The sequence below is a fragment of the Streptomyces sp. NPDC046759 genome (genome assembly GCF_040645475.1).
Classification (GTDB): domain Bacteria; phylum Actinomycetota; class Actinomycetes; order Streptomycetales; family Streptomycetaceae; genus Streptomyces.
Window position 1 is genome coordinate 183,053 of the sequence record NZ_JBEYYJ010000014.1, and the last position, 22,297, is coordinate 205,349.

Genomic DNA, 22,297 nt, shown 5'->3' on the forward strand with positions numbered 1-22,297 from the left:
TGATCGGAGCCCGGCCATGGACCTTCCGACCAGCAGACGCGGCTTCCTCGCCCTCGCCGCGGCCACCGGAGCCCTCACCGCACTGCCCGCCTTCACCGCCACCGCCGCCCCGCAGCGGCCCACCGAGGCTCCCGCCCCCGACCCCCGCGACCAGCTGTGGTGGCAGGCTCCTGCCGACGAGCACTCCATGATCCGGCAGGGACTGCCCGTCGGCAACGGCCGGCTCGGGGCGCTGTCGAGCAACGACCCCGGCCGTGAGCTCCTGCTCGTCACCGACGCCACGATGTGGACCGGCGGCCGCAACGACACCCTCGACGCCGACGGTCAATTCCCCTACGGCCGCAGTGACTTCGGCTCGCTCACCCTGCTCGCCCGGCTCACCGTCGACCTGCCCGCCCACGACCTGTCCGCCGTCTCCGGCTACCGCCGCACCCTCGACCTCGCCCAGGGCGTCGTGACCACCTCGTACGACCACTCCCACGTCACCTACCGGCGGCAGCTGTTCGCCAGCCGTCCCGACGACGTCATCGTGCTGCACTTCGGCCAGAGCGGCGGCGGCGAGTACACCGGCACCCTCACCCTCGAGGGCACCCACGGTGAGAGCGGGGGAGGGGCCGACTCCTTCGCCGGGAGCTTCCCCAACGGCCTGCGCTACGCGGCCGCCGTCACCGCCCACGGCAGCGGCGGCAGCGTCCACGCCGACGGCCCGCACATCGTCTTCTCCGGCTGCCGGGAGCTGACCGTGGTGCTCAGCGGCGGCACGAACTACGCCCCCGACGCCTGCGCCGACTACCGCGACCCCGCGCTCGACCCCCGGGCGCTGGCCCGCACCAAGGTCCGCGCCGCCGCCCGCCACACCGCCGGCACCCTGCTGCGCACCCATGCCGCCGACCACCGCGCCCTCTACGACCGGTTCGGGCTCACCCTCGGCACCTCGTCCGCCCAGCAGCGCTCCCTCGACACCTGGGAGCGGATCCGGGCCCGCGCCCGCGACGGCGCACCCGACCCGGAACTGGAGGCCGCCTACGTCCAGTTCGGACGCTACCTGATGATCTCCGGCTCCCGTGGCAGCCTGCCGCTCGGCCTCCAGGGGCTCTGGCTCGACGGCAACGACCCGGACTGGATGGGCGACTACCACACCGACATCAACCTCCAGATGAACTACTGGACGGCCGACCGCGCCGGCCTGTCCCCGTGCTTCGACGCCCTCACCGACTACTGCCTCGCCCAGCTCCCCTCCTGGACCGACCTCACCCGGCGCCTGTTCAACGACCCCCGCAACCGCTACCGCAACACCACGGGCAGGAACGCCGGCTGGACCCTGGCCATCTCCACCAACCCCAACGGTGGGGGCGGCTGGTGGTGGCACCCCGCGGGCAACGCCTGGCTGTGCAACTCGCTGTGGGAGCACTATGAGTTCACCGGCTCACGCACCCACCTGGAGAAGATCTACCCGCTCCTCAAGGGAGCCTGCGAGTTCTGGGAGGCCCGGCTGCTCACCACCACTCTGCCGGACACCGGCCGGGAGGTCCTCATCGCCGACAGCGACTGGTCACCCGAACAGGGCCCGCTCGACGCCAAGGGCATCACCTACGCCCAGGAACTGGTGTGGGCCCTGTTCGGCAACTTCCGCACGGCCGCGGCGGACCTGGGCCGGGACGCCGACCACGCCGAGACCGTCGGAGCCCTGCGCGACCGGCTCTACCTGCCCGTGGTCAGCCCGAAGACCGGCTGGCTGGAGGAGTGGATGTCCCCGGACAACCTGGGCGAGACCACCCACCGGCATCTCTCCCCGCTCGTCGGCCTGTTCCCCGGTGACCGCATCCGGCCCGACGGCTCCACCCCCGCAGACATCGTCACCGGCGCCACCGCCCTGCTCACCGCGCGTGGCACGGACAGCTTCGGCTGGGCCAACGCCTGGCGCGCCCTGTGCTGGGCACGTTTGAAGAACGCCGGCAAGGCCTACCAGCTCGTGATGAACAATTTGCGACCCTCGGAGAACGGCAGCAACGGAACCGCGCCCAACCTCTTCGACATCTACCAGGTCGAGCAGGGCCGGGGCATCTTCCAGATCGACGCGAACTTGGGCACCCCGGCCGCCGTCGCCGAGATGCTGCTGTACTCACGCCCGGGCCACCTGGAAGTGCTGCCCGCCCTGCCGGACGCCTGGGCGGCCGCGGGATCGATGACCGGTGCGGGGGCCCGCGGCGGCTTCGTCGTCGACCTGCACTGGAGGGACGCAAAGCCCACCGAGGTGCGCATCCGCAGCATCGGCGGGACCATGACCTCCGTGGGATACGCAGGCACGTCCCGGACGGTCCGCGTGCGACCCGGCGGTACCGTCACACTCCGGGACCTCACGCCGTGACCGGCCGGTTCCCACGCCTCTGCCGCGTCGTAGCGGCCCTGCTGACGGCCGTCGCCTGCCAGTCCGCGCCCGCCCCGGCGGCCGCGCTGGCCGGGTCCCCGGGACGGGCCTCCGGAGTCGTCACCTGGGCGGCGAGCGCCGACCGCATGGGCGAGGGCACGGCCGGTGCGGAATACCGGCTGATCGTGCACACCAGTGTCGGCGGTGACGAGCTGCGCGTCCGCGTGAGCAACGCCTTCGGCGACCGGCCGCTGACCGTGGACAGCGCCTACGCCGGCGTGCGCGACGAGGGAGCCGCGCTGCGGCCGGGCAGCAACCGGCGGCTGACCTTCGGCGGCTCGCGCACGGTCGTCGTCCCGGCGGGCGCCACCGCCTGGAGCGACCCGCTGCCCGGCCGGCTGCCCGCCGGCACCGACCTGGCCGTCAGCCTGCACACGCCGGACGCCTCGGGCCCGGCGACCGGCCACTGGATGGCCATGCAGACGTCGTACACCGGCCAGGGAGACCACACCGCCGAGGACGGCGCCACCAACTGGCACGAGACCACCGGCTCCTGGTGGTACCTCGACGCCGTGTCCGTACGGCCGTCACGCCCGGCCACCGGGGCCGTGGTCGCGCTGGGCGACTCCATCACCGACGGCTGGCACTCCAGCGCCGATCTGAACCGCCGCTGGCCCGACTATCTCGCCCGGCGCCTGAACAGGACGCGCGCCGCCGTGCAGGGCGTGGCCGACGAGGGCATCTCGGGCAACCAGGTGCTCGCGGACGGCGCCGGGCAGAGCGCCCTGCACCGGCTGGACCGGGACGTACTGTCCCTGCCCGGTGTCCGGACCGTCTTCCTCTTCGAGGGGGTGAACGACATCAAGGCGCACACCGGTGTCACCGCCGAGGACCTGGCCGCCGGGTACCGGAGGATCGCCGGGCGGGTGCACGCGGCGGGCAAGTGCGTGGTCGCCGCCACGATCGGCCCGTTCGAGGGCTGGCCCGACTGGGATCCGGCCGCCGAGGCCGTACGCCGGGACGTGAACCACTTCATCCGCACCAGCGGCGTGTTCGACGCGGTCACCGACTTCGACCACACGCTGGGCAGCCCGTACGACTCGGCACGGCTGCTGCCGTTCCTCGACGGCGGTGACCACCTGCACCCCGACGACAAGGGCATGCAGGCGTTGGCCGACACCGTGGACCTGCACAATCTCGACTGCACCCGCTGACCGGGCTCGGGCGCACCCGGACGGGGTGCGGGTGACTGCGTGACCCTCCACGGGAAGCCGCAGCCGCCGCCGTCCGAGAACCGCCCGGGCCGGATCCCGGTCAGCCCCGCAGCGTCTCGGCCCAGTTCGCCGGTACCCGCCCGGCGGGGCCCGGGACCGGCTGCTCCGCCGGATGACTGGCAGGCGGCGCCAGTTGAGGACCCGCGGTGTACAACTCGTCCGTCGTGTAGTCCCAGAACCACTCCTCGCCGGGCTCGAAGCTCCGGATCACCGGATGCCCCGTCGCGTGGTAGTGCGCGGTGGCGTGCTTGGCGGGGGAGTCGTCGCAGCAGCCGATGTGCCCGCACTGAGCGCACCGGCGCAGATGGAACCACCAGCCCCCGGTCTCCTCGCACTCCACGCATCCCGGCCCGCTGGGCGGGACGCCCGGCTCGACTCCGTCGGCGGTGCTCATCCGGTTTCCTCCACTTCCTCCGTCGGTGTCTCGGCGGTCAGCGGGAGCAGCACCTGGAAGCGGGTGTCGCCCGGGACCGACTCGACGCGCAGGCTGCCGTGGTGCTTGTTGACGACGATCCGCCAGGAGATGTCCAGGCCGAGCCCGGTGCCCTCGCCGACGGGTTTGGTGGTGAAGAACGGGTCGAAGATCCGGTCCTTGATCTCGGGCGGGACCCCGGGCCCGGTGTCCCGGAACTCCACCAGCAGCCGCTCGTGGTCGAGCGCGGTCCGCACGGTCAGCGTGCCCGTGCCGCCCGCGCCGTTGACGGCGGACACCGCGTTGTCGATCAGGTTCGTCCACACCTGGTTCAGCTCCGCCGGATAGGCGGGTACCGGCGGGAGCGTACGGTCGTACTCCTTCACGACCTCGATTCCGGGACCGATCTTGGCGGAGAGCATCAGAAGGGTGCTGTCGAGGAGTTCGTGCACGTCCACCACCCGGTAGGGCGCCCGGTCCAGCTGCGAGTACTGCTTGGCCGCGTCCACGAGACGCGAGATGCGGGTGGTGGAGTCCTCGATCTCGTTCATCAACAGCTCGGTCTCGATGGTGTAGTCGAGCCAGCCGACCGCCCCGGCCAGGATCTCCTCGTCCACGGCCGCCGCGACCTGCTCCAGCCAGTCGACGTCGAGCCCGGCCTGCACGAAGGCCGGCGCCAGCTGCCAGGCCTGGTCGATGCCGTGGTCCTCCAGCCAGTCCGTGAGCACGTCCTCCCGGTCGGCCGCCTCCAGCGGAGTGAGCGCCGGAGCCTTGGCGACCCGTTCGGCGGTGCGCTCCTGGATCTCGGTCAGCCTCGCCAACGCGTCACGCGAGAACGGACCTTCGGCGATCATGCGGAGTTTGCGCCGCATCTTGGCGACTCGTTCGCGCAGGCTGGCGGTGGCCCGGACCGCTGCCGCCGCCGGGTTGTTCAGTTCGTGCGTCAGGCCCGCCGACAGCGAGCCGAGCGCCAGCAGCCGCTCCCGCTGGCCGACGGCGGCCTGGGTGTTCTTCACGCCGAAGAACAGGCCCTCCAGCAGATGCACGGCCATCGGGAACCACTCGGTCATGACGTCGGCGAAGATGTCCGCCGGCAGCACGAAGAACCGCGTCGGTTCCGTGACGCGCATCGAGTTGTTGTAGACCTGCCGCACCCGGTCGCCGAGATAGGCCTGCATCGCGCCCGCGTACACGCCCGGCTGCGAGGCGCGGGTGACCTCCACGTCGTCGCCGCCGACCCGGCGGGAGAGCACGACCGTGCCCTCGATCATCACGAAGAAGCAGGTGGCCGGGTCGCCCTCGGTGTACACCGGACCGGGCTGGAACAGCTCGATGCGCCCCTCGCTGCACAACCGGCCCAGCTGCTCCGGGCTCAGCTTCTCGAAGAGGAACAGCGAGCCGATCTCCTTGGGGTTGCACGGCATGATCTGCCCGCTCATGACTGTTCCAGGTACCGGTGGACGAGCATCACTGCCATGGCTCCCTCTCCGACGGCGGACGCGACCCGCTTGGCGGACTCCGCACGCGCGTCACCCGCCACGAAAATGCCGGGGACGCTGGTCTCCAGGTGGTACGGCGGCCGGTCCAGCTCCCAGCCGGCCGGCGGCCGCCCGTCGGGGGTCAGATCGGGTCCGGCGAGGATGAACCCGCGCTCGTCGCGCAGCACCGCGTCACCCAGCCAGTCGGTCAGGGGGGCGGCACCGATGAACACGAACATCCACTGCGCGTCGACGCGTTCGCTCTCCCCGGTGACCGTATGACGCAGGGTCAGCTGCTCCAGGTGGTCCGAGCCGTGCGCCGCGTCCACCACCGTGTGCGCACGCACCGAGATGTTCGGCGCCTCGGCGATCTGCTGGATGAGGTAGTGCGACATCGAGGCCGACAGGTCGGCGCCGCGCACCAGCAGCGTCACCGACTTCGCGCCCCGGGACAGGTACATCGCCGCCTGGCCCGCCGAGTTGGCGCCGCCGACGATGTAGATGTCCTGTCCCTGGCAGGAGGCGGCCTCGGTCAGTGCCGAGCCGTAGTACACCCCGCAGCCCGTCAGGGCGGTGCAACCGGCGGCCTGCAGCTGCCGGTACTGCACACCGGTCGCGAGGATCACGCTGTGCGCGGCGATCGCCGTGCCGTCCGCGAACCGTACGACCCGGGCGGCGCCGTTGACCTCCAGTGCCGTCACCTCACGGGCGGTCAGTATCTCCGCACCGAACTTGGCGGCCTGCCGCCGTGCCCGGTCGGTGAGCTGGGCGCCGGAGACGCCGTCGGGGAAGCCGAGGTAGTTCTCGATCCGGGAGCTCTGCCCGGCCTGCCCACCGGTCGCCGACCGCTCCACCAGCACGGTCCTGAGCCCCTCGGAGGCGCCGTACACGGCCGCGCCGAGCCCGGCCGGCCCGCCGCCGATCACGATCAGGTCGTAGAAGTCGGCCGTCGGCGTGGTCGCCAGTCCCACCCGTGCCGCCAGCTCGGGCGCCTCCGGCTCGACGAGCGCGCTGCCGTCCGGCGTGACCACCAGCGGCAGCCGCCGCCCGTCCTGCCCGGCGGCCGTCAGCAGCCGCTGCCCCTCGGGCTCGTCGACCGAGTACCAGCGGTACGGCACCTGGTTGCGGGCCAGGAACTCGCGCACGTCCGAGGAGCGCGCCGACCAGCGGTGCCCGACGACCTTGGTGCTGGGGACCGGCTTGTAGGCACTGGTCCGCCACGCGTCCAGCAGGTCGTCCAGGACCGGGTAGAGCTTCTCCTCCGGCGGGTCCCACGGTTTGAGCAGGTAGTGGTCGAGGTCGACCACGTTGATCGCGTCGATCGCCGCGTTGGTGTCCGCGTAGGCGGTAAGCAGCACCCGCCGCGCCCCCGGATAGACGTCGAGCGCCTGCTCCAGGAAATCGATGCCGTTCATCTGCGGCATGCGGTAGTCGGCCAGGATCACGGCCACCAGGTCGCCGCGCAGCTTCAGCTCGCGCAGCGCCTGGAGCGCGGACTCCCCGGACTCCGCCCGCACGATCCGGAACGACTCGCCGTAGCGCCGCCGCAGATCGCGGGCGACGGCACGGGAGACCCCCGGGTCGTCGTCCACCGTCAGGATGACGGTCCGGCTCGCGTCGGCGGCCTGTGCCATACGTCTCCCACCCCGAGCTCTGGTTCCACGGCTCGGTGTCCGTGGAGACCACCGCACCGGTACGCAGCCATCGTATGTTCGATCGCGGGGGTTCGCTTCGGATAACGGAGAGCGTGATCAGGCCCGGCGCTCCCCGAGCACGCAGAACTCGTTGCCCTCGGGGTCCGCGAGCACCACCCACCGCTGCCCGCCCTGGCCGACGTCCGCGTGCCGGGCGCCGAGCGCGAGCAGCCGGGCCACCTCGGCGGCCTGGTCGTCCGGCCGGAAGTCCAGGTGCAGCCGGTTCTTGACCGTCTTCCCCTCCGGCACCGGCACGAACAGCAGCCCCGGCAGCCGGTCGGGCGCGGGCCGGATCTCGAACTCGTCCGCGGCGTCGTGCACCACGACCCACCCCAGCGCCTCGGCCCACCAGCGCCCCAGCGCCGGCGGGTCGGCCGCGTCGACGACCACCTGCTCCCACTCCATCGCCATGCCGGAAGCGTAGAGGGCGGACGCCCGCGCGGTCGCGTTCCGTCCCGCCCCCGATCTCCTTTCCGCTCGCCGGAGGGCTCGCCGGCGAGATCGTCGTGCGGGTGCGCGACGGTGCCCGACAGTGGGCAGCAGCACCGGGAGCGAGCGACGACGAGGAGGCCCACGCGATGACACGCACGATCACGGCAGGGGTGGACGGTACGGAGGAGAGCCTGGCCGCGCTGCACTGGGCCGGGCGGGAGGCCGTACGCCGGGCGCTGCCCCTGCGGGTGGTGCACGCCTGGCGCTACGCCGAGTCGCTCGCCACCGCCGGCCGGGACACCCAGCACGGGTGGGTGTCGCGGGGCGTGGGGGAGGCCGTGCGGGCCGTCTGCGAGCGGCATCCGGAGCTCGAGGCGGGGGTCGACGTGGTCGAGGGCGATCCCGTGGGTGTGCTGGCCCGGGCGGCGGCGGACGCCGAGATGCTGGTGATCGGTTCGCGTGGGCACGGGCCTGTCGTGGGCTTCCTGGTGGGCTCGGTCGGGCAGCAGGTGGTCGCCGAGGCGGCCGGGCCGGTGGTGCTGGTGCGCGCCGGGGACCGGCCTGCGGCCGAGGCCGCCGGACGGGACGTGGTCGTCGGCCAGCACGGCGACGCCGAGGACAGCGCGGCCGCCCTGAAGTTCGCCTTCGAGACAGCGGCGGCCCGCGGGGCGACCGTCCGGGCCGTACGGGTGTGGACCCTGCCGCCCGTCTTCGCCTACAGCCCCGGCTCGCTCAGGCTCCTGGACGACGCGGGCGGTCTGGAGCCGTACGAGAAGCAGGCGCTGGCCGACGCGCTGCGGCCGTGGCGGGAGCGGTTCCCCGGCGTGCCCGTGGCCGAGCAGGTGGAGATGGGCAGCGCGGGCCAGGTGCTGCTGTCGGCGGCCGGGCGGGCCCAGCTGATGGTCGTCGGGCGCCGGTCGCACCGCACGGCGGTGGGCGGCCGGATCGGCTCGGTCGCGCACGGGATGCTGCACCACGCCGACTGTCCGGTCGCGGTGGTCCCGCACGACTGAGCTACTCCTCCTCGGCCGGCTCCAGGCTCGCCCGTGCCGTGGGCAGGACGTTGTCGATGTAGTCCTCCACGGCGGTGTCGAGGCCTATGTCGTGCTGAGCGCGCTCGGACAGGTACCAGCGGTGTTCGAGGAGCTGGTGGTAGATCTCGGCCGGGTCCATCGAGCCGCGCAGCCGGGCCGGCACCGCCCGCACGGTGGGCCGGAACACGTCCCGCACCCAGCGGTGGGCCAGCACCTCGGGCCGGGCTGCCAGGGGATCGCCCGGGGCGTGGTCGTCCTGGGTGGCCATCCAGCTCTCCAGGTCGTTCAGCAGCCGCCGCGCCTGGTTCTCCTCGGTGTCCAGACCGGTCAGCCGCAGCAGCTGGCGCTGGTGATGGCCGGCGTCGACGACCTTCGGCAGGAAGGTGACCGTGTCGCCGTTGGAGGAGTGCTCGATCTGCATCTCGGCCACGTCGAAGCCCAGGTCGTTCAGGCGGCGGATCCTGCGTTCGATGTAGTGGTACTTGCCCGCCGGGTACACCGAGGTGCGGGTCAGCTCCTGCCACAGGCCGTGGTAGCGGGTGCAGATCTCGTGCCCGAACTCCACCGGGTCGACGGACGGGTGCAGCGCGCCGGACGCCTCCAGGTCCAGCAGTTCGCCGCTGATGTTCACGCGGGCCAGGTCGAGGTCGTACTCCCGCTGGCCCGGGCTCAGCCGCGGGTGCAGGTCGCCGGTCTCGGCATCGACCAGATAGGCGGCGTAGGCGCCCGCGTCCCGCCGGAAGAGCGTGTTGGACAGCGAGCAGTCGCCCCAGGCGAACCCGGCCAGGTGCAGCCGGACCAGCAGCACGGCGAGGGCGTCCATCAGCCGGTGCATGGTCGCCGGGCGCATGGTCGTCTCGAACATGGAGCGGTACGGCATCGATCCCTGCAGATGCCGGGTGATCAGGACCGGCTCCAGCGGGGCACCGGAGGGACCGGTGCGCCCGGTCACCACGGCCAGGGGGTCGACGGCGGGGATGCCGAGCCGGTCCAGGTCGCGCAGCAGCTGGTACTCGCGCAGCGCGGGCCGCTCGGCCAGTTCCTTGACGGCGATCACCTCGTCACCGGCGTGCGCGTACCGCACGACGTGCCGGGAGATGCCGCGGGGGAGCGGCACGAGGTGTTCCTCGGGCCACTCCTCCAGGGGCACGTGCCAGGGCAGGGCGAGCAGGAGCGCGGGGTGCTCCGGGTTCGTGGCGCTGATCTGCAAGGCCATGCCACGAACCCTAAAGCCCCGTCCGGGGGTTCTGGGCGGCCCGGTCGCGGGCCTGCTCGGCCGCTGCGCGCACCGGGCCCCGGTGCACCGGCCCGTGCCCCGGCAGCAGGGTGTCGCCGTCCAGCGCGCCGATCAGTTCCAGGGAGGCCACGACCCCGGCGCGCTCGTGATGGAAGAAGTCGGGGAGTATCTGCGGGCCCTTGACCCGCGAGGTCGCGTGCCCGCTGACCAGCGCGTCGCCGGAGATGACGATGCCCGCCCCGGGGAGGTGGTAGACGCAGTGGCCGTCCGTGTGGCCGGGGGTGTGCACGGGCACGGGACGGCCGGGCAGGTCGAGCGGGCCCTCGACCGGGAACGGCTCGGGCGCGGTGACGGGGTTGTGGTCGGTGCCGCCCACGCGGAGCACGTGCGCCGCCCACGGAAGGACGCCCGGGCGCCAGGCGTTGCGCACGACGTCGCCGATGGTGGCCTGCTGCAGGAACTCCCGCCGCGCGTGGGGGACTTCGGCCGGGTGCAGATAGACGGGCGTGCCGTGGGTGGCCCGCAGGTACTCGGCCGAGCCCAGATGGTCGTTGTGCGCGTGGGTGATCAGCACGGCGGCGACCGCCTCCGGGGAACTGCCCACCTCGGCGAGCGATTCGAGGACTCCCCGGCGGTCTCCCGGATAGCCGGTGTCCACCAGGGTGACCGCGTCACCCTCCTTCAGGATCACCCAGTTGACGTGGCTGCCGTGCACCAGATAGGTGCCGTCGGCGACTTGGCGTACCTCTGCCCGCATGATCTCTCCGAGCCCTGTGCGGCTGACCGTCGGGGACAGCCAACCAGACGGGCCGGTGTCCCGCACCGGCGGGCTCGCTTCAGTGCACGCCGTGCGGCCGGAACTGGATGCTGACGCGCGGTCCCGCGGCCCGGGTCGTCTTCGGTACGCAGTGCTCCCAGGTCCGCTGGCAGGAGCCGCCCATCACGATCAGGTCGCCGTGGCCGAGCGGCCGCCGCAGGGTCGTACCGCCGCCGCCCGCCGGACGCAGCAGCAGGTCCCGGGGCGCGCCGACGGAGAGGATCGCGACCATCGTGTCCTCGCGGGCGCCCCGCCCGATCCGGTCGCCGTGCCAGGCCACGCTGTCCCGTCCGTCGCGGTAGAAGCACAGCCCGGCGGTGGTGAACGGCTCGCCCAGTTCCCCGGCGTAGTGCCGGGACAGGGCGTCGCGCGCCTCGTCCAGCACCGGATGGGGGAGCGGGTCGCGCGCCGTGTAGAAGGCCAGCAGACGCGGTACGGCCACAACGTTGTCGTACATCTTGCGGCGCTCCGCACGCCACGGCACGTCCGCCGCCAGCCTCTCGAACAGGGCGTCGGCCCCGCTCAGCCAGCCCGGCAGCACGTCGATCCAGGCGCCGGCGCCCAGCTCGGTCCGGCGCAGCCCGTCGAGCGGGCCGAGCCGCATCTCGTCGGTCTGGTCGAACAGGGAGCCCTGGAGGTGCGTGGACATGTCCCCAGCGTACCCTTTATTCGAAAATACGTTCCCATCGGATCTTGGTGCTCCGTCCCGAGCTTCCCGGGGACTTTCGATACATCAGTGCATCGGATACATTCGCGTATCGAAAGAGGGGTGGGAGCGCGATGCAGGAGACGGCCAAGCGGGTCACCCGGCGCCGGGTGCACACCCGCGCCCGGCTGCTCGACGCCGCGTTCCGCGTGTTCGCGGCCAAGGGCTTCGGGCGCGTCTCCATCGAGGAAGTGTGCGAGGCGGCCGGCTTCAGCCGCGGCGCGTTCTACTCGAACTTCGCCACCCTGGACGAGCTGTTCTTCGCGCTCTACCAGGAGCGCGCCGACCTCATCGCCTCCCAGGTCGCCGACGCCTTCGCCCAGGACGGCCCCGATCTCGACGTGCAGGCCTCCGTGGACCGGGTCACCGAGGTGCTGCTGCTCGACGTGGACTGGCTGCTGGTCAAGACCGACTTCCTGGTGCACGCCGCCCGGGACCCCGAGGTCGCGCGCATCCTCCTCGACCACCGCGCCCGGCTCCGCCGGGCCATCGCCGACCGCCTCTTCCGGGCCCGGGGCCACACCCGACTGCCCGCCGTACTGGGCGACGTGAACGGCGCCGCGCACGCCGTGGTCGCCGCGTACGACGGCGTCACCACCCAACTGCTGCTGGACAAGGACGTCGAGCGCGCACGGGCGTGGCTGAAGCAGCTGCTCACCGCACTGCTCACCGACGGCAGCACCTCCCCATCGACGCACTGAGGAAGGAACCTCCACGCCATGGACGCGGACGTCATCGTCGTCGGAGCGGGCCTCGCCGGCCTGGTCGCTGCGCACGAGCTCACCAGCCGGGGCCGCCGGGTGGCCCTGGTCGACCAGGAGAACTCCGCCAACCTCGGCGGACAGGCGTTCTGGTCCTTCGGCGGGCTCTTCCTCGTCGGTTCCCCGGAGCAACGCCGCCTCGGCATCAAGGACTCCTTCGACCTCGCCTGGAACGACTGGCGGGGCAGCGCGCAGTTCGACCGGCTCGACGACGAGGACTCCTGGGCCGTGCGCTGGGCCCGCGCCTACGTCGAGTTCGCGGCCGGCGAGAAGCGATCCTGGCTGCGCGGACACGGCATCGAACTGCTGCCGACCGTCGGCTGGGCCGAGCGCGGCGACCTCAGGGCCGGCGGCCACGGCAACTCGGTCCCCCGCTTCCACATCGCCTGGGGCACCGGCACCGGCGTGGTCGAACCCTTCGTGCGCCACGCCCGCCAGGCCGCCCGGGACGGACTGCTCACCTTCCACCACCGCCACCAGGTCGACGAACTCGTCGTCGAGAACGGCACGGCACGCGGAGTGCGGGGCACCGTCCTGGCCGAGGACCGCTCACCGCGCGGCGTCGCCTCCAACCGCGACCGCGTCGGCGACTTCGAACTCACCGCCCAGGCGGTCGTCGTGACCACCGGGGGCATCGGCGCCAACCACGACATCGTCCGCCGCCACTGGCCGGCCCGGCTCGGCACCCCGCCGGCCGAGATGGTCACCGGAGTCCCGGCCTACGTCGACGGCCGCATGCTCGACATCAGCGCCGAGGCCGGCGTCCGGCTGGTCAACCGCGACCGCATGTGGCACTACACCGAGGGCCTGCAGAACTGGGACCCGATCTGGCCCGGCCACGGCATCCGCATCCTGCCCGGCCCCTCGTCCATCTGGCTGGACGCCCTCGGCCGCCGGCTGCCCGACCCGTGCCTGCCGGGCTACGACACCCTCAACACCCTCAAGCACCTGCGCACCACCGAGGACATAGCCGGACACGACCACTCCTGGTTCATCCTCACCCGGAAGATCATCGAGAAGGAGTTCGCGCTCTCCGGCTCCGAGCAGAACCCCGACATCACCGCCAAGGACCGCAAGGCCGTCCTGCGGGACAGGCTGCTCGGCAAGGGCGCACCCGCTCCGGTGCAGGCCTTCCTGGACAAGGGCGCGGACTTCGTGACCGCGGGCAACCTGGACCAGCTCGTAGGGAAGATGAACGCGCTGACCGGCAAGCCCCTGCTGGACGCGGCCGAGGTGCGCCGCCAGATCGAGGCCCGCGACCTGCAGATCGCCAACCCCTACGGCAAGGACTCCCAGGTCCAGGGCATCCACAACGCCCGCCGCTACATCGGCGACCGGCTCGGCCGGGTCGCCTCCCCGCACCGCATCCTCGATCCGGCCGCCGGCCCCCTCATCGGCGTCCGGCTGCACATCCTGACCCGCAAGACCCTCGGCGGCATCCAGACCGACCTCGACTCCCGCGCCCTGGCCGCCGACGGCACGCCGGTCGAGGGGCTGTACGCGGCGGGCGAGGTGGCCGGCTTCGGCGGCGGCGGTGTCCACGGCTACAACGCGCTGGAGGGCACCTTCCTCGGCGGCTGCCTGTTCTCGGGGCGCGCCGCCGGCCGGCACGCGGCCCGGCAGGCGGGCTGACCTCAGCCCTTCAGCAGCTCCAGCAGGACCTGCGCATGACTGCGTTCCGGTGTCTTGGACGCGGTCAGCAGGGTCACGCGCTTCCTGCGGGCCGTCCTGCGCAGCCCGTCGAGGAGCTCGGCGGCCTCCGGCGCGTCGAGCTCCGCCTCGTAGCGGCTCCTGAACTCCTCGTACGAGCCGCCGCCGTGGAACCACTTGCGCAGCTCGGTGGACGGCGTGAGCCCCTTCGGCCACTCGTCCACCCGGGCCGCGTCCTTGGCGAGGCCGCGCGGCCACAGCCGGTCGACCAGCACGCGCAGGCCGTCGTCGGACTCGGGCGGGTCGTAGACCCGGCGCACACGCACGCTCACGGTCGTCACTCCTCGCGGGACGGCGGACGGCTCCCGAGCGTAACCCGCCGACGACCGGTCCGACGGGCGGCCACGCGGCGAGACTTGACCAGAATGAGAGGGAGAGCGGACCACCGGCGCCCCTAGTCTGGCGGCCAGCCGATCATCAGCCACCCCTTGAGGAGCGCCCGTGACGCCACTCCGCAGACAGCCCGCCCGGCGCCGCACCGCCGTCCTGCGCCCCGGGGCGGTCCTCGCCACCGTCCCCGTCGCCCTGGCAGCACTCGTCGGCGCCACCGGACCGACTGCGGTGGGCACGGCCGGGGCGTCCGGCGCGGGCGATCCCTACTTCCCGCTCAGCGGCAACGGCGGCTACCACGTCCGGCACTACGACCTCACGCTCGGCTACGACCCTTCCTCCCGGCACCTCGAGGGCCGGGCCTCCCTCGCCGCTCGCGCCACCCAGAACCTCAGCCGCTTCGACCTCGACCTGACGGGCATGAAGGTCACCGGCGTCACCGTCGACGGCACGCGCGCGGCGTTCCGCCGCGACGGCCAGGAACTCGTCGTCACACCGGGCCGCACCGTGGGCGCGGGCCATGACTTCCGGGTCACCGTCACCTACGGCGGCACGCCGAAGCCGGTCACCGACCCCGACGGCAGCGCGGACGGCTGGATCCCCACCGACGACGGCGCCTTCGTCGCGGGCGAGCCCCAGGGCGCCATGACCTGGTTCCCGGCGAACAGCCACCCCAAGGACAAGTCGTCGTACGACATCACCATCACCGTCCCCCAGGGCCGCACGGCCGTCGCGGGCGGCGAACTGCTCGGACAGCACACCGCACACGGGCGGACGACCTTCCACTGGCGCGAGACCCAGCCGACGGCCGCGTACCTGGCCACGGCCACCGTCGGAAACTTCCAGGTCGAGCGCTACACCACCCGCGACGGCATCCACGTGTACAACGCCGTGGACCCGCGTGAGGCGAAGGCGGCCGCGCCCGTGCTGAAACAGCTGCCGTCCGTCCTCGCCTGGGAGAGCAAGCTGTTCGGGCCGTACCCGTTCCGCTCCGCCGGGTCGATCGTCGACCACGCGAACGTCGGCTACGCCCTCGAGACCCAGACCCGGCCGCTCTACGACTCAGCGCCCGACATCGACACCCTCGTCCATGAGAGCGCCCACCAGTGGTTCGGCGACTCCGTCTCGCTGACGGCGTGGAAGGACATCTGGCTCAACGAGGGCTTCGCCACCTACGCCGAGTGGCTCTACGAGGAACAGCACGGCGGCGACAGCGCCCAGAAGACCTTCGACTCCCTCTACGCCCGCCCGGCGAGCGACGAGCTGTGGGCCTATCCGCCGGGCGACCCGGGCAGCGGCGCGAACATCTTCGGCACGCCCGTCTACGCCCGCGGCGCCATGACCCTGCACGAGCTGCGCAAGGCCGTGGGCGACCGGGACTTCTTCCGGATCCTGCGCGCCTGGGCGGCCGACCACCGCGGCGGCCACGGCACGACGGCACAGTTCGTGCGGCTGGCCGGGCAGCTCTCGGGGAAGCACCTGGACGGTCTTTTCCACACCTGGCTGTTCACGAAAGGCAAGCCGAACCGGGCCTGAACCCTCACCGATTTCAAACAAGTGTCGGCCATGGTCGACACCATGATCCATCGCAGAACCGCCGTCGCCCTCCTCGCCTCCCCGCCGCTGCTCGCCGGCTGCGGCGGCGGAGCCGAGGCCGGCGAGCGCCGGACACCCCCCACGCACCCGGCTCCCGCCACCCCCACCGCCGAGGTCCAGGCGGAGCAGGCACCCCGGGGCATACCCGGCCTCGGCCCCGCCAGGTCGGCGGCGATACCCGAGCGCTGCGGTCAGGCCGTGCTCGTCACCGGACGCGGGAAGGACTCCCCGCGCTGCACCGTCGTCCTGCACCAGCGCACCGCCACCGGCTGGCAGGCCGGCCCCGCCTGGCCCGCCCACAACGCGCTGCGCGGCTGGAGCGGCCACCACATGCTCGGCGACCTGCGCTCCCCGCTCGGCGTCTACACCCTCTCCGACGCCGGCGGCCTGCTCCCGGATCCCGGCAGCAAGCTGCCCTACCACCGGTCCGCCGGCTTCCACTCGCCCGGCACCGGGTTCGAGGGTGAACCGCTCGACGGATGTTTCGACTACGTCATCGCCATCGACTACAACCGCACACCCGGCACCTCGCCCCTGGACTGGACCCGGCCGCTCGGCCCGGGCCGCGGCGGCGGGGTCTGGCTGCACGTCGACCACGGCGGGGCCACGCACGGCTGCGTCAGCGTCGCCAAGGCCCACATGAAGGAACTGCTGCGCACCCTCGACCCGGACCGGCATCCGGTCGTCGTCATGGGATACGCCGGCTGGCTCGCCGCCTGAGCCGCCTAGGATCCGAACCCGTGTGCGCACATGTGCTGGTCGCCGAGGACGACGAGAAGCAGGCCGAACTGATCCGCCGCTCCCTGCTGGCGGAGGGACACACGGCGACGGTCGTGCACGACGGTGCCGCCGCCCTGGACGCCGCGCGCGGCCTCAGACCGGACCTCGTCGTCCTGGACCTGATGCTCCCGGTCGTCGACGGGTTCGGCGTGTGCCGGGCGCTGCGCGACGGCGACACCCCGGACGTCCCCGTGGTCATGCTCACCGCCCGCTCCGCCGAGGACGATCTGCTGCTCGGCCTCGAACTGGGCGCCGACGACTACCTGACCAAGCCCTACAGTCCGCGCGAGCTGATGGCCCGCATCCGCACGGTCCTCAGACGCAGCGGGCGCGGTGCGGGCGGGCGGGACGGCGACCCCGCCGTCCGGGCCGCCGGGATCAGCGTCGACCCCGTACGCCACGAGGTGCGCTGCGACGGCGTGCCGGTGGACTGCACGCCCGCCGAGTTCCAGATCCTGCTGGCCATGGCCGCGGAGCCGGAACGGGTGTTCACCCGGCGGCAGTTGCTGCAGTGCACCCGCGGCTTTGACCGGGCCTCCACCGAGCGGGCCGTCGACGTGCACATCATGAACCTGCGCCGCAAGATCGAGACCGACCCGCGCCGACCGGCACGGCTGCTGACCGTGTTCGGCGTCGGCTACAAGCTGACCGGGGGCCGCCCGTGAAGCGCACGGCGCCCCCGGCGGGCCTGGAGGCGGCCTCGACCTGCCGGCGGTCACCGGCCCCCGACCGCCGGCACCCTCCCGGAACCGCCACATCGCCCCGAGCTCCGCGGCCCGTCTTTCGGTCCCGCCGCTCGGTCGCGGACGGGGGAGGCGTCCCGTCGCGCGGGGCGTCCGGGGCCGGCCGGCACGCGGCCGTGCGGCGCGCGACGCCGGCCCGGGTGGGGAGACGCCGGTGCGGCGCGCGGCGCCGCGGGCCGCACGGGAGGCATCTGTGAGGCGGCGTATCCCGTTGCGCAAGCGGCTCCTCGTCCGGCTGCTGTCCGTCTCCGCCCTGATCGCCGTCTGTTCGGTGGCCGCCACCGCCTGGCTGGCGGTGACCACCACCACCAGCGCCCTGAAGGAGGAGCAGGGTCAGGACCTCGCGGCCGACAACAGCATCCTCGCCCGGCTCAGCGGGTACGCCGCCACCCACGCCGACTGGACGGACGTCCGGCGCACCGTACGGCAGCTGGCCGCCGAGACCGGGCGCCGGATCGCGCTCACCACCGCCGACCGCACCCTCGTAGCCGACTCCGCGCCCCGCGGCACCCCGCTGCCGCCCCGGCCCGCCGCCACCGTCGACCCGCTGCGGACCGACACCTACAGCGAGACCGGCGCCCAGCTCAGCGGCATCGACCCGCGGGTGGTCGGCCCCTACCGGCTGCCGGCGAAGGAGCGCGCGAAGCTGGACGCGCTGGCCACCAGGCGCAGGCAGTGCTACGAGCGCTACGGCCTTCAGGCCACCGTCGTCCGCACGGCGAGCGGGCGGCCCGTCGTCACCGGCGCGGACGGCGCCGACCCGGCCGGATTCGGTGCCACGGTGTGCGAGGACGGAGAGCTCAACGCGCCCACTCCGACGGAACGGGGGGCCCTGGCCCGCCTCACCGACCTCGCCCGGCCCTGTCTGAAACGGGCCGGCCTGGACCTCGGCGGCCCGCTGTTCCTCACCTACGACCCCAGCGGCAAGGACCCCTTCGGCGGCGGCTATCTCGTCGCCAAGTACGCCCGGGCGGGCAAGGCGGCGACGGCCCGGGCCGTCCAGAACTGCATCGTGACCGCCCGCCGTACCCAACTGGAGCCCTACGTCGCCCCGGTGGCCGAGCTGTTCCTCGGGATCGGCGACCAGAACCCCTCCCGCTTCGACATGTCCCCGGCCAACAAGGCCAAGGTGATCGGCGCGGCCGGACTGGTCCTCGCCGTCACCGTCGCCGTGACCGCCCTCGTCGCGACCCGGCTGGTGCGGCCGCTGCGCGCGCTGACCGAGGCCGCACAGCAGCCGCCCGAACTGCACGTGCGGGTACCGGTGACCACCCGGGACGAGACCGGCATCCTCGCCGAGGCCTTCAACGACCTGACCGAGCGCCGCGCCCGGCTGGAGGCCCAGCGCAGGGCGATGGTCAGCGACATCGCGCACGAGCTGCGCAGTCCGCTCACGAACATCCGCGGCTGGCTGGAAGTCGTCCGCGACGGCGTCGTCGAGCCCGACCCGCCGCTGCTGGACTCGCTGCACGAGGAGGCGCTCGTCCTGCAGCGGATCATCGACGACCTGCAGGACCTGGCCGCCGCCGACGCGGGCACGCTGCGGCTGCACCCCGAGCCACTGCGCGCCGGCGACCTCCTCGACCAGGTCGCCGCCGCCCACCGGGTCGCCGCCGGCGCCGCCGGGGTCGCCCTGCGCACCGGGGCAGACACGGCCGCCTGGCTGGACGCCGACCCGGTGAGGATGCGGCAGGCCCTCGGCAACCTGGTCTCCAACGCGCTGCGGCACACCCCGGCCGACGGCACGGTCACCCTTGCCGCCCGCCGGCACGGCCCCGATGTCGTCCTCACCGTGACCGACACCGGCACGGGCATCGCGCCCGAGGACCTGCCGCACGTCTTCGACCGGTTCTGGCGCGCCGAGAAGTCCCGCAGCCGCCGCACCGGAGGCAGCGGCCTGGGCCTGCCGATCGTGCGTCATCTGGTCGCCGCCCACGGCGGCACGGCGGACGCGGCGAGCGAGCCGGGCGGGGGAGCGGTCTTCACACTGCGGCTGCCCGCGGCCGGACCACCCGCGGACGACACCTGACCACCTCCGATTCCCCTCGCGCACCAGGGGTACTCCGGTCGCGCGGCGCAGTCGAGGGAGGTCATGCCATGAGCTCACCGGAGAACCTGCCGGTCGTGTCCACACTCACCGAGGTGGCCCGCCTAATGGGCCGCCACCAGGGCCTGTACGTGCGCTGGTCCAGGGGGCCGGCCACCGACCTCGCCGACGTCTCCAGCAAGGACGCGCTGACCGGAGTGCCCCTGCCCGGTCTGTCGGCCAATCCGCTCGACGTCGAGGACTGGTGGGAGGACCGTTCGGTGGAGCTGTGGGTGGCCCGCCGCCTGTACGACTACGCGCACCTGCCGCACGAGAAGGGCCCCGGCGTACGTCCCTGGGTCCTGCGGGGGCGGGAGATCGGCCGGGGTCCCGACAACGAGCCGCTGGTGACCGAGGTCGAGCCGCTGTGCTGGATCGCGCACCAGGCGATCGACGCGGCCGAGGCCGAGGTAGCCCGGCAGGAGCAGGAGTGGGGCACGCTGCGCCGCGGCGGCCGCTGACTCCCCGGACGGCCCGTGGATGTCCGGGGCGGTCCGCCGGTGGCCGGGGCGGCCCGTGGCTCCACCGGTCGGCCGGCGCGGCCCGTAGCTCTGCTCGCCGGCCGGGGCGGCCCGTGGTTCTTCCGGTCAGCCGGAGCGGGGCCGCGAGCGGGCGCGGCGCCGCAGTGACCGGCGCTCCACCTCGGTCGTCCCTCCCCAGATGCCGATGCCCTGGCCCGTCTCCAGCGCCCAGTCCAGGCACTCCTCCCGGACGGGACAGGGCTCGCAGACCGCCTTGGCCTGCTGGATCTGCACCTGCGCCGGCCCGGTGGTGCCGACGGGGAAGAACAGGTCGGGATCCTCATGACGGCACGCGGCATGGTCGCGCCAGTTGTCCATGGAACTCTCCTGGATCGGATCGAAGTCGTCCGTGCCTGTCGGATGCGTACTTCGGGATCGGGTGACCGGTCGGGGCGGCGTGAAACGGCGGAACCGGAAGGGGATCGTGCGACGACCGGGATCCGGCCACGGGCGCGCGTACGGCCCGGGGTGGTCCGGACGCGCTCGGCAGGCCGGGCAACGGGGCGGAGGTGCCACCGGGCCGAGGGCACCCGCGCCGGGCAGGGCCGGCGGCGCGAAGTCGGGGCGGGAACCGGGTGGGAACGCCGTCCGCCGCGCCACCGCCCGACCACGGTACTGCGCAGGGCGCTTGTGGCGGTGCGAAACGGATGAAACGTGACGGCGGCCGTCAGCGGCGCAGCGCCTCGGCCGCCGTCGCCGTGACCGCGTCGGCCAGTGCGGCCAGCGCGGGGGAGTCGAGTCGCCACTGCTGCCAGTACAGGGTGACGTCCATCCACTGCCCGGGCGCGAGGAGTACCAGCCGGCCCTCCGCCAGCAGCGGCGCGGCCTGGACCTCCGGCACCATGCCCCAGCCGAGCCCTGCGGTGACGGCGTCCAGGAAGCCCTCCGAGGTGGGCACATGGTGCCGGTGCGGGCCGGCAGAGCCGCGGCCCAGCCGGCGTACGAAGGCGTCCTGCAAGTCGTCCTTGCGGTCGAAGACCACGACGGGGGCCTCGGGCAGCGCGTCCGCGAGAGATCGCCCGGCGAGCTGAGTGCCGCTCAACTCCGGTGCGCCGACCGGGAGATAGCGCATCCGCCCGAGTGTGCGGACCGTGCAGCCCGGCACCGGGTCGGCAGCGGTCGTCACTGCCGCCATCACCAGACCCTCGCGCAGCAGGGCAGCCGTGTGGTCCTCGTCCTCCCGGTGCAGTTCGTGACAGAGGCCCGCCACCCGGGTCAGCGCCGGCAGGAACCAGGTCGCCAGGGAGTCCGCGTTCACCGCCACCGACACCCGCGTCGGCTCCCCGGGACCGCTCAGCCCCAGCTCGCGCCGGGCGTCCCGCTCCAGCCGGGCGAGCTGCCGGGCGTAGCGCACCAGCACCGCTCCCGACTCCGTGGGCCGCACCGGTTTGGTGCGCTGCAGCAGCACCCGGCCGGTGCGCTGTTCGAGCGCCTTCACGCGCTGGCTGACGGCCGACGGCGTCACGTGCAGAGCGGCCGCGGCGGCGTCGAAGGTGCCCTCGTCCACCACGGCGAGCAGCGTCCGCACCTGCTCCAGGGGAAGCTCCGTCATCACGAGCGCTAAGGATACGTAAGAAACTTTAGCTGTACTTGTCTCCACGGTCTTTCTAGGTTCGGCACATGCATCACGCCCTGACCTCCGCGGCCGCCGGATTCGGCACCGGCCTGTCCCTGATCGTCGCCATCGGCGCCCAGAACGCGTTCGTCCTGCGCCAGGGAGTGCGCCGCGACGCGGTCCTGGCCGTGGTGGGCATCTGCGCGCTGTCCGACGCGGTACTCATAGCGCTGGGAGTCGGCGGCGTCGGCGCGGTCGTGGTGGCGTGGCCCGGCGCGGTCCGGGCGGTCGGCATCGTCGGTGGTCTGTTCCTGCTCTGCTACGGCGCCCTCGCCGCCCGCCGGGCGCTCGGGCCGGGCGCGGCCGGGCTCAGCACCGCCGGGGAGGCGGCCGGCTCCCGGCGCCGGGCCGTGCTCACCTGTCTGGCCATGACCTGGCTCAATCCGCATGTCTACCTGGACACCGTGTTCCTGCTGGGCTCCCTCGCCGCCCACCGGGGCGTGCTGCGCTGGCCCTTCGGGCTCGGCGCCGCGCTCGCCAGCCTGTGCTGGTTCGCCGCACTGGGTTTCGGCGCCCGGCTGCTCGGCCGCCTCCTGGCCCGGCCGGCGGCCTGGCGGGTCCTGGACGCACTGGTCGCCGTGACCATGCTGGCGCTGGGGGCCGCACTCGTGGTGGGTTCCTGAGGAAACCCGTTCGATGTGCACCTGGGCCGCTGAGATAGTTAGGCTCTCAAATCGAAAAGATGTAACGAGCAACCTCTATC

21 protein-coding genes are annotated in these 22,297 nt (G+C 73.1%); 11 read left to right on the top strand and 10 right to left on the bottom strand.

Annotation, left to right across the window (positions count from 1 at the left end; translation table 11 throughout):
* Positions 1 to 16 precede the first annotated feature (16 nt).
* Entirely contained in the window at positions 17 to 2,368 is a 2,352-nt protein-coding gene (locus ABZ919_RS20695) for a glycoside hydrolase N-terminal domain-containing protein (RefSeq protein ID WP_361249643.1), read from the top strand.
* Positions 2,365 to 3,582, top strand: a complete 1,218-nt coding sequence (locus tag ABZ919_RS20700) for an SGNH/GDSL hydrolase family protein (protein ID WP_361249646.1) — start codon at positions 2,365 to 2,367, stop codon at positions 3,580 to 3,582. The genes ABZ919_RS20695 and ABZ919_RS20700 overlap by 4 nt, the downstream gene beginning before the upstream one ends.
* A gap of 100 nt (positions 3,583 to 3,682) precedes the next feature.
* Here ABZ919_RS20700 and ABZ919_RS20705 read toward each other — a convergent pair whose 3' ends face one another.
* From ABZ919_RS20705 to ABZ919_RS20720, 4 genes are all read right to left on the bottom strand, one after another.
* Positions 3,683 to 4,036 (bottom strand): UBP-type zinc finger domain-containing protein, encoded by a 354-nt coding sequence (locus ABZ919_RS20705; RefSeq protein ID WP_361249649.1) that lies wholly within the window; start codon positions 4,034 to 4,036, stop codon positions 3,683 to 3,685.
* Positions 4,033 to 5,493: an ATP-binding protein gene (locus tag ABZ919_RS20710; protein ID WP_361249652.1), complete on the bottom strand. Its 1,461-nt coding sequence runs from the start codon at positions 5,491 to 5,493 to the stop codon at positions 4,033 to 4,035. Before ABZ919_RS20710 ends, ABZ919_RS20705 begins: the two co-directional genes overlap by 4 nt.
* On the bottom strand, positions 5,490 to 7,166 hold the full coding sequence (locus ABZ919_RS20715) for an FAD-dependent oxidoreductase (RefSeq protein ID WP_361249655.1): 1,677 nt from the start codon (positions 7,164 to 7,166) through the stop codon (positions 5,490 to 5,492). Before ABZ919_RS20715 ends, ABZ919_RS20710 begins: the two co-directional genes overlap by 4 nt.
* Positions 7,167 to 7,283: 117 nt before the next feature.
* On the bottom strand, positions 7,284 to 7,637 hold the full coding sequence (locus tag ABZ919_RS20720) for a VOC family protein (protein ID WP_361249658.1): 354 nt from the start codon (positions 7,635 to 7,637) through the stop codon (positions 7,284 to 7,286).
* Positions 7,638 to 7,804: 167 nt separating this feature from the next.
* On the opposite strand from ABZ919_RS20720, the gene ABZ919_RS20725 reads away from it, so the two are divergent.
* Positions 7,805 to 8,671, top strand: coding sequence for a universal stress protein (locus tag ABZ919_RS20725; RefSeq protein WP_361249661.1), 867 nt, complete (start codon positions 7,805 to 7,807; stop codon positions 8,669 to 8,671).
* 1 nt (position 8,672) lies between these two features.
* Here ABZ919_RS20725 and ABZ919_RS20730 read toward each other — a convergent pair whose 3' ends face one another.
* The 3 genes from ABZ919_RS20730 to ABZ919_RS20740 form a co-directional block, all read right to left on the bottom strand.
* Positions 8,673 to 9,908: a DUF4032 domain-containing protein gene (locus tag ABZ919_RS20730; protein ID WP_361249662.1), complete on the bottom strand. Its 1,236-nt coding sequence runs from the start codon at positions 9,906 to 9,908 to the stop codon at positions 8,673 to 8,675.
* A 10-nt stretch (positions 9,909 to 9,918) separates the two neighbouring features.
* Positions 9,919 to 10,686, bottom strand: coding sequence for an MBL fold metallo-hydrolase (locus ABZ919_RS20735; RefSeq protein ID WP_361249665.1), 768 nt, complete (start codon positions 10,684 to 10,686; stop codon positions 9,919 to 9,921).
* A gap of 79 nt (positions 10,687 to 10,765) precedes the next feature.
* Positions 10,766 to 11,395, bottom strand: coding sequence for an alpha-ketoglutarate-dependent dioxygenase AlkB (locus ABZ919_RS20740; RefSeq protein ID WP_361249668.1), 630 nt, complete (start codon positions 11,393 to 11,395; stop codon positions 10,766 to 10,768).
* 131 nt (positions 11,396 to 11,526) lie between these two features.
* Between ABZ919_RS20740 and ABZ919_RS20745 the strand changes: the two genes are divergently transcribed.
* Together ABZ919_RS20745 and ABZ919_RS20750 are read left to right on the top strand one after the other, a co-directional pair.
* Complete coding sequence (locus tag ABZ919_RS20745) at positions 11,527 to 12,153, top strand: TetR/AcrR family transcriptional regulator (RefSeq protein ID WP_361249670.1); 627 nt, start codon at positions 11,527 to 11,529, stop codon at positions 12,151 to 12,153.
* An 18-nt stretch (positions 12,154 to 12,171) separates the two neighbouring features.
* On the top strand, positions 12,172 to 13,845 hold the full coding sequence (locus tag ABZ919_RS20750; protein WP_361249673.1) for an FAD-binding dehydrogenase: 1,674 nt from the start codon (positions 12,172 to 12,174) through the stop codon (positions 13,843 to 13,845).
* Between the two features lie 2 nt (positions 13,846 to 13,847).
* Here the strand turns inward: ABZ919_RS20750 and ABZ919_RS20755 are convergent, their stop codons facing one another.
* Positions 13,848 to 14,195 (bottom strand): DUF488 family protein, encoded by a 348-nt coding sequence (locus ABZ919_RS20755; RefSeq protein WP_361249676.1) that lies wholly within the window; start codon positions 14,193 to 14,195, stop codon positions 13,848 to 13,850.
* 169 nt (positions 14,196 to 14,364) lie between these two features.
* Between ABZ919_RS20755 and ABZ919_RS20760 the strand changes: the two genes are divergently transcribed.
* From ABZ919_RS20760 to ABZ919_RS20780, 5 genes are all read left to right on the top strand, one after another.
* A complete protein-coding gene (locus ABZ919_RS20760) occupies positions 14,365 to 15,789 on the top strand; it encodes a M1 family metallopeptidase (protein ID WP_361249678.1) in 1,425 nt (474 codons plus the stop codon).
* A 42-nt stretch (positions 15,790 to 15,831) separates the two neighbouring features.
* Positions 15,832 to 16,569 (top strand): L,D-transpeptidase family protein, encoded by a 738-nt coding sequence (locus ABZ919_RS20765; RefSeq protein WP_361249681.1) that lies wholly within the window; start codon positions 15,832 to 15,834, stop codon positions 16,567 to 16,569.
* 20 nt (positions 16,570 to 16,589) lie between these two features.
* On the top strand, positions 16,590 to 17,294 hold the full coding sequence (locus tag ABZ919_RS20770) for a response regulator transcription factor (protein WP_361249684.1): 705 nt from the start codon (positions 16,590 to 16,592) through the stop codon (positions 17,292 to 17,294).
* A 271-nt stretch (positions 17,295 to 17,565) separates the two neighbouring features.
* Positions 17,566 to 19,401 (top strand): HAMP domain-containing sensor histidine kinase, encoded by a 1,836-nt coding sequence (locus tag ABZ919_RS20775; RefSeq protein ID WP_361249686.1) that lies wholly within the window; start codon positions 17,566 to 17,568, stop codon positions 19,399 to 19,401.
* Positions 19,402 to 19,469: 68 nt separating this feature from the next.
* The gene (locus ABZ919_RS20780; RefSeq protein WP_361249688.1) at positions 19,470 to 19,919 is read left to right on the top strand and encodes a DUF6098 family protein; all 450 of its coding nucleotides are present in this window, start codon (positions 19,470 to 19,472) and stop codon (positions 19,917 to 19,919) included.
* 126 nt (positions 19,920 to 20,045) lie between these two features.
* On the opposite strand, the gene ABZ919_RS20785 is transcribed toward ABZ919_RS20780, so the two are convergent.
* The gene (locus ABZ919_RS20785) at positions 20,046 to 20,297 is read right to left on the bottom strand and encodes a WhiB family transcriptional regulator (RefSeq protein ID WP_361249691.1); all 252 of its coding nucleotides are present in this window, start codon (positions 20,295 to 20,297) and stop codon (positions 20,046 to 20,048) included.
* A 349-nt stretch (positions 20,298 to 20,646) separates the two neighbouring features.
* A complete protein-coding gene (locus tag ABZ919_RS20790; protein WP_361249694.1) occupies positions 20,647 to 21,534 on the bottom strand; it encodes a LysR family transcriptional regulator ArgP in 888 nt (295 codons plus the stop codon).
* Positions 21,535 to 21,599: 65 nt separating this feature from the next.
* On the opposite strand from ABZ919_RS20790, the gene ABZ919_RS20795 reads away from it, so the two are divergent.
* Entirely contained in the window at positions 21,600 to 22,217 is a 618-nt protein-coding gene (locus ABZ919_RS20795) for a LysE family transporter (RefSeq protein WP_361249695.1), read from the top strand.
* The last annotated feature ends 80 nt before the right edge of the window (positions 22,218 to 22,297 follow it).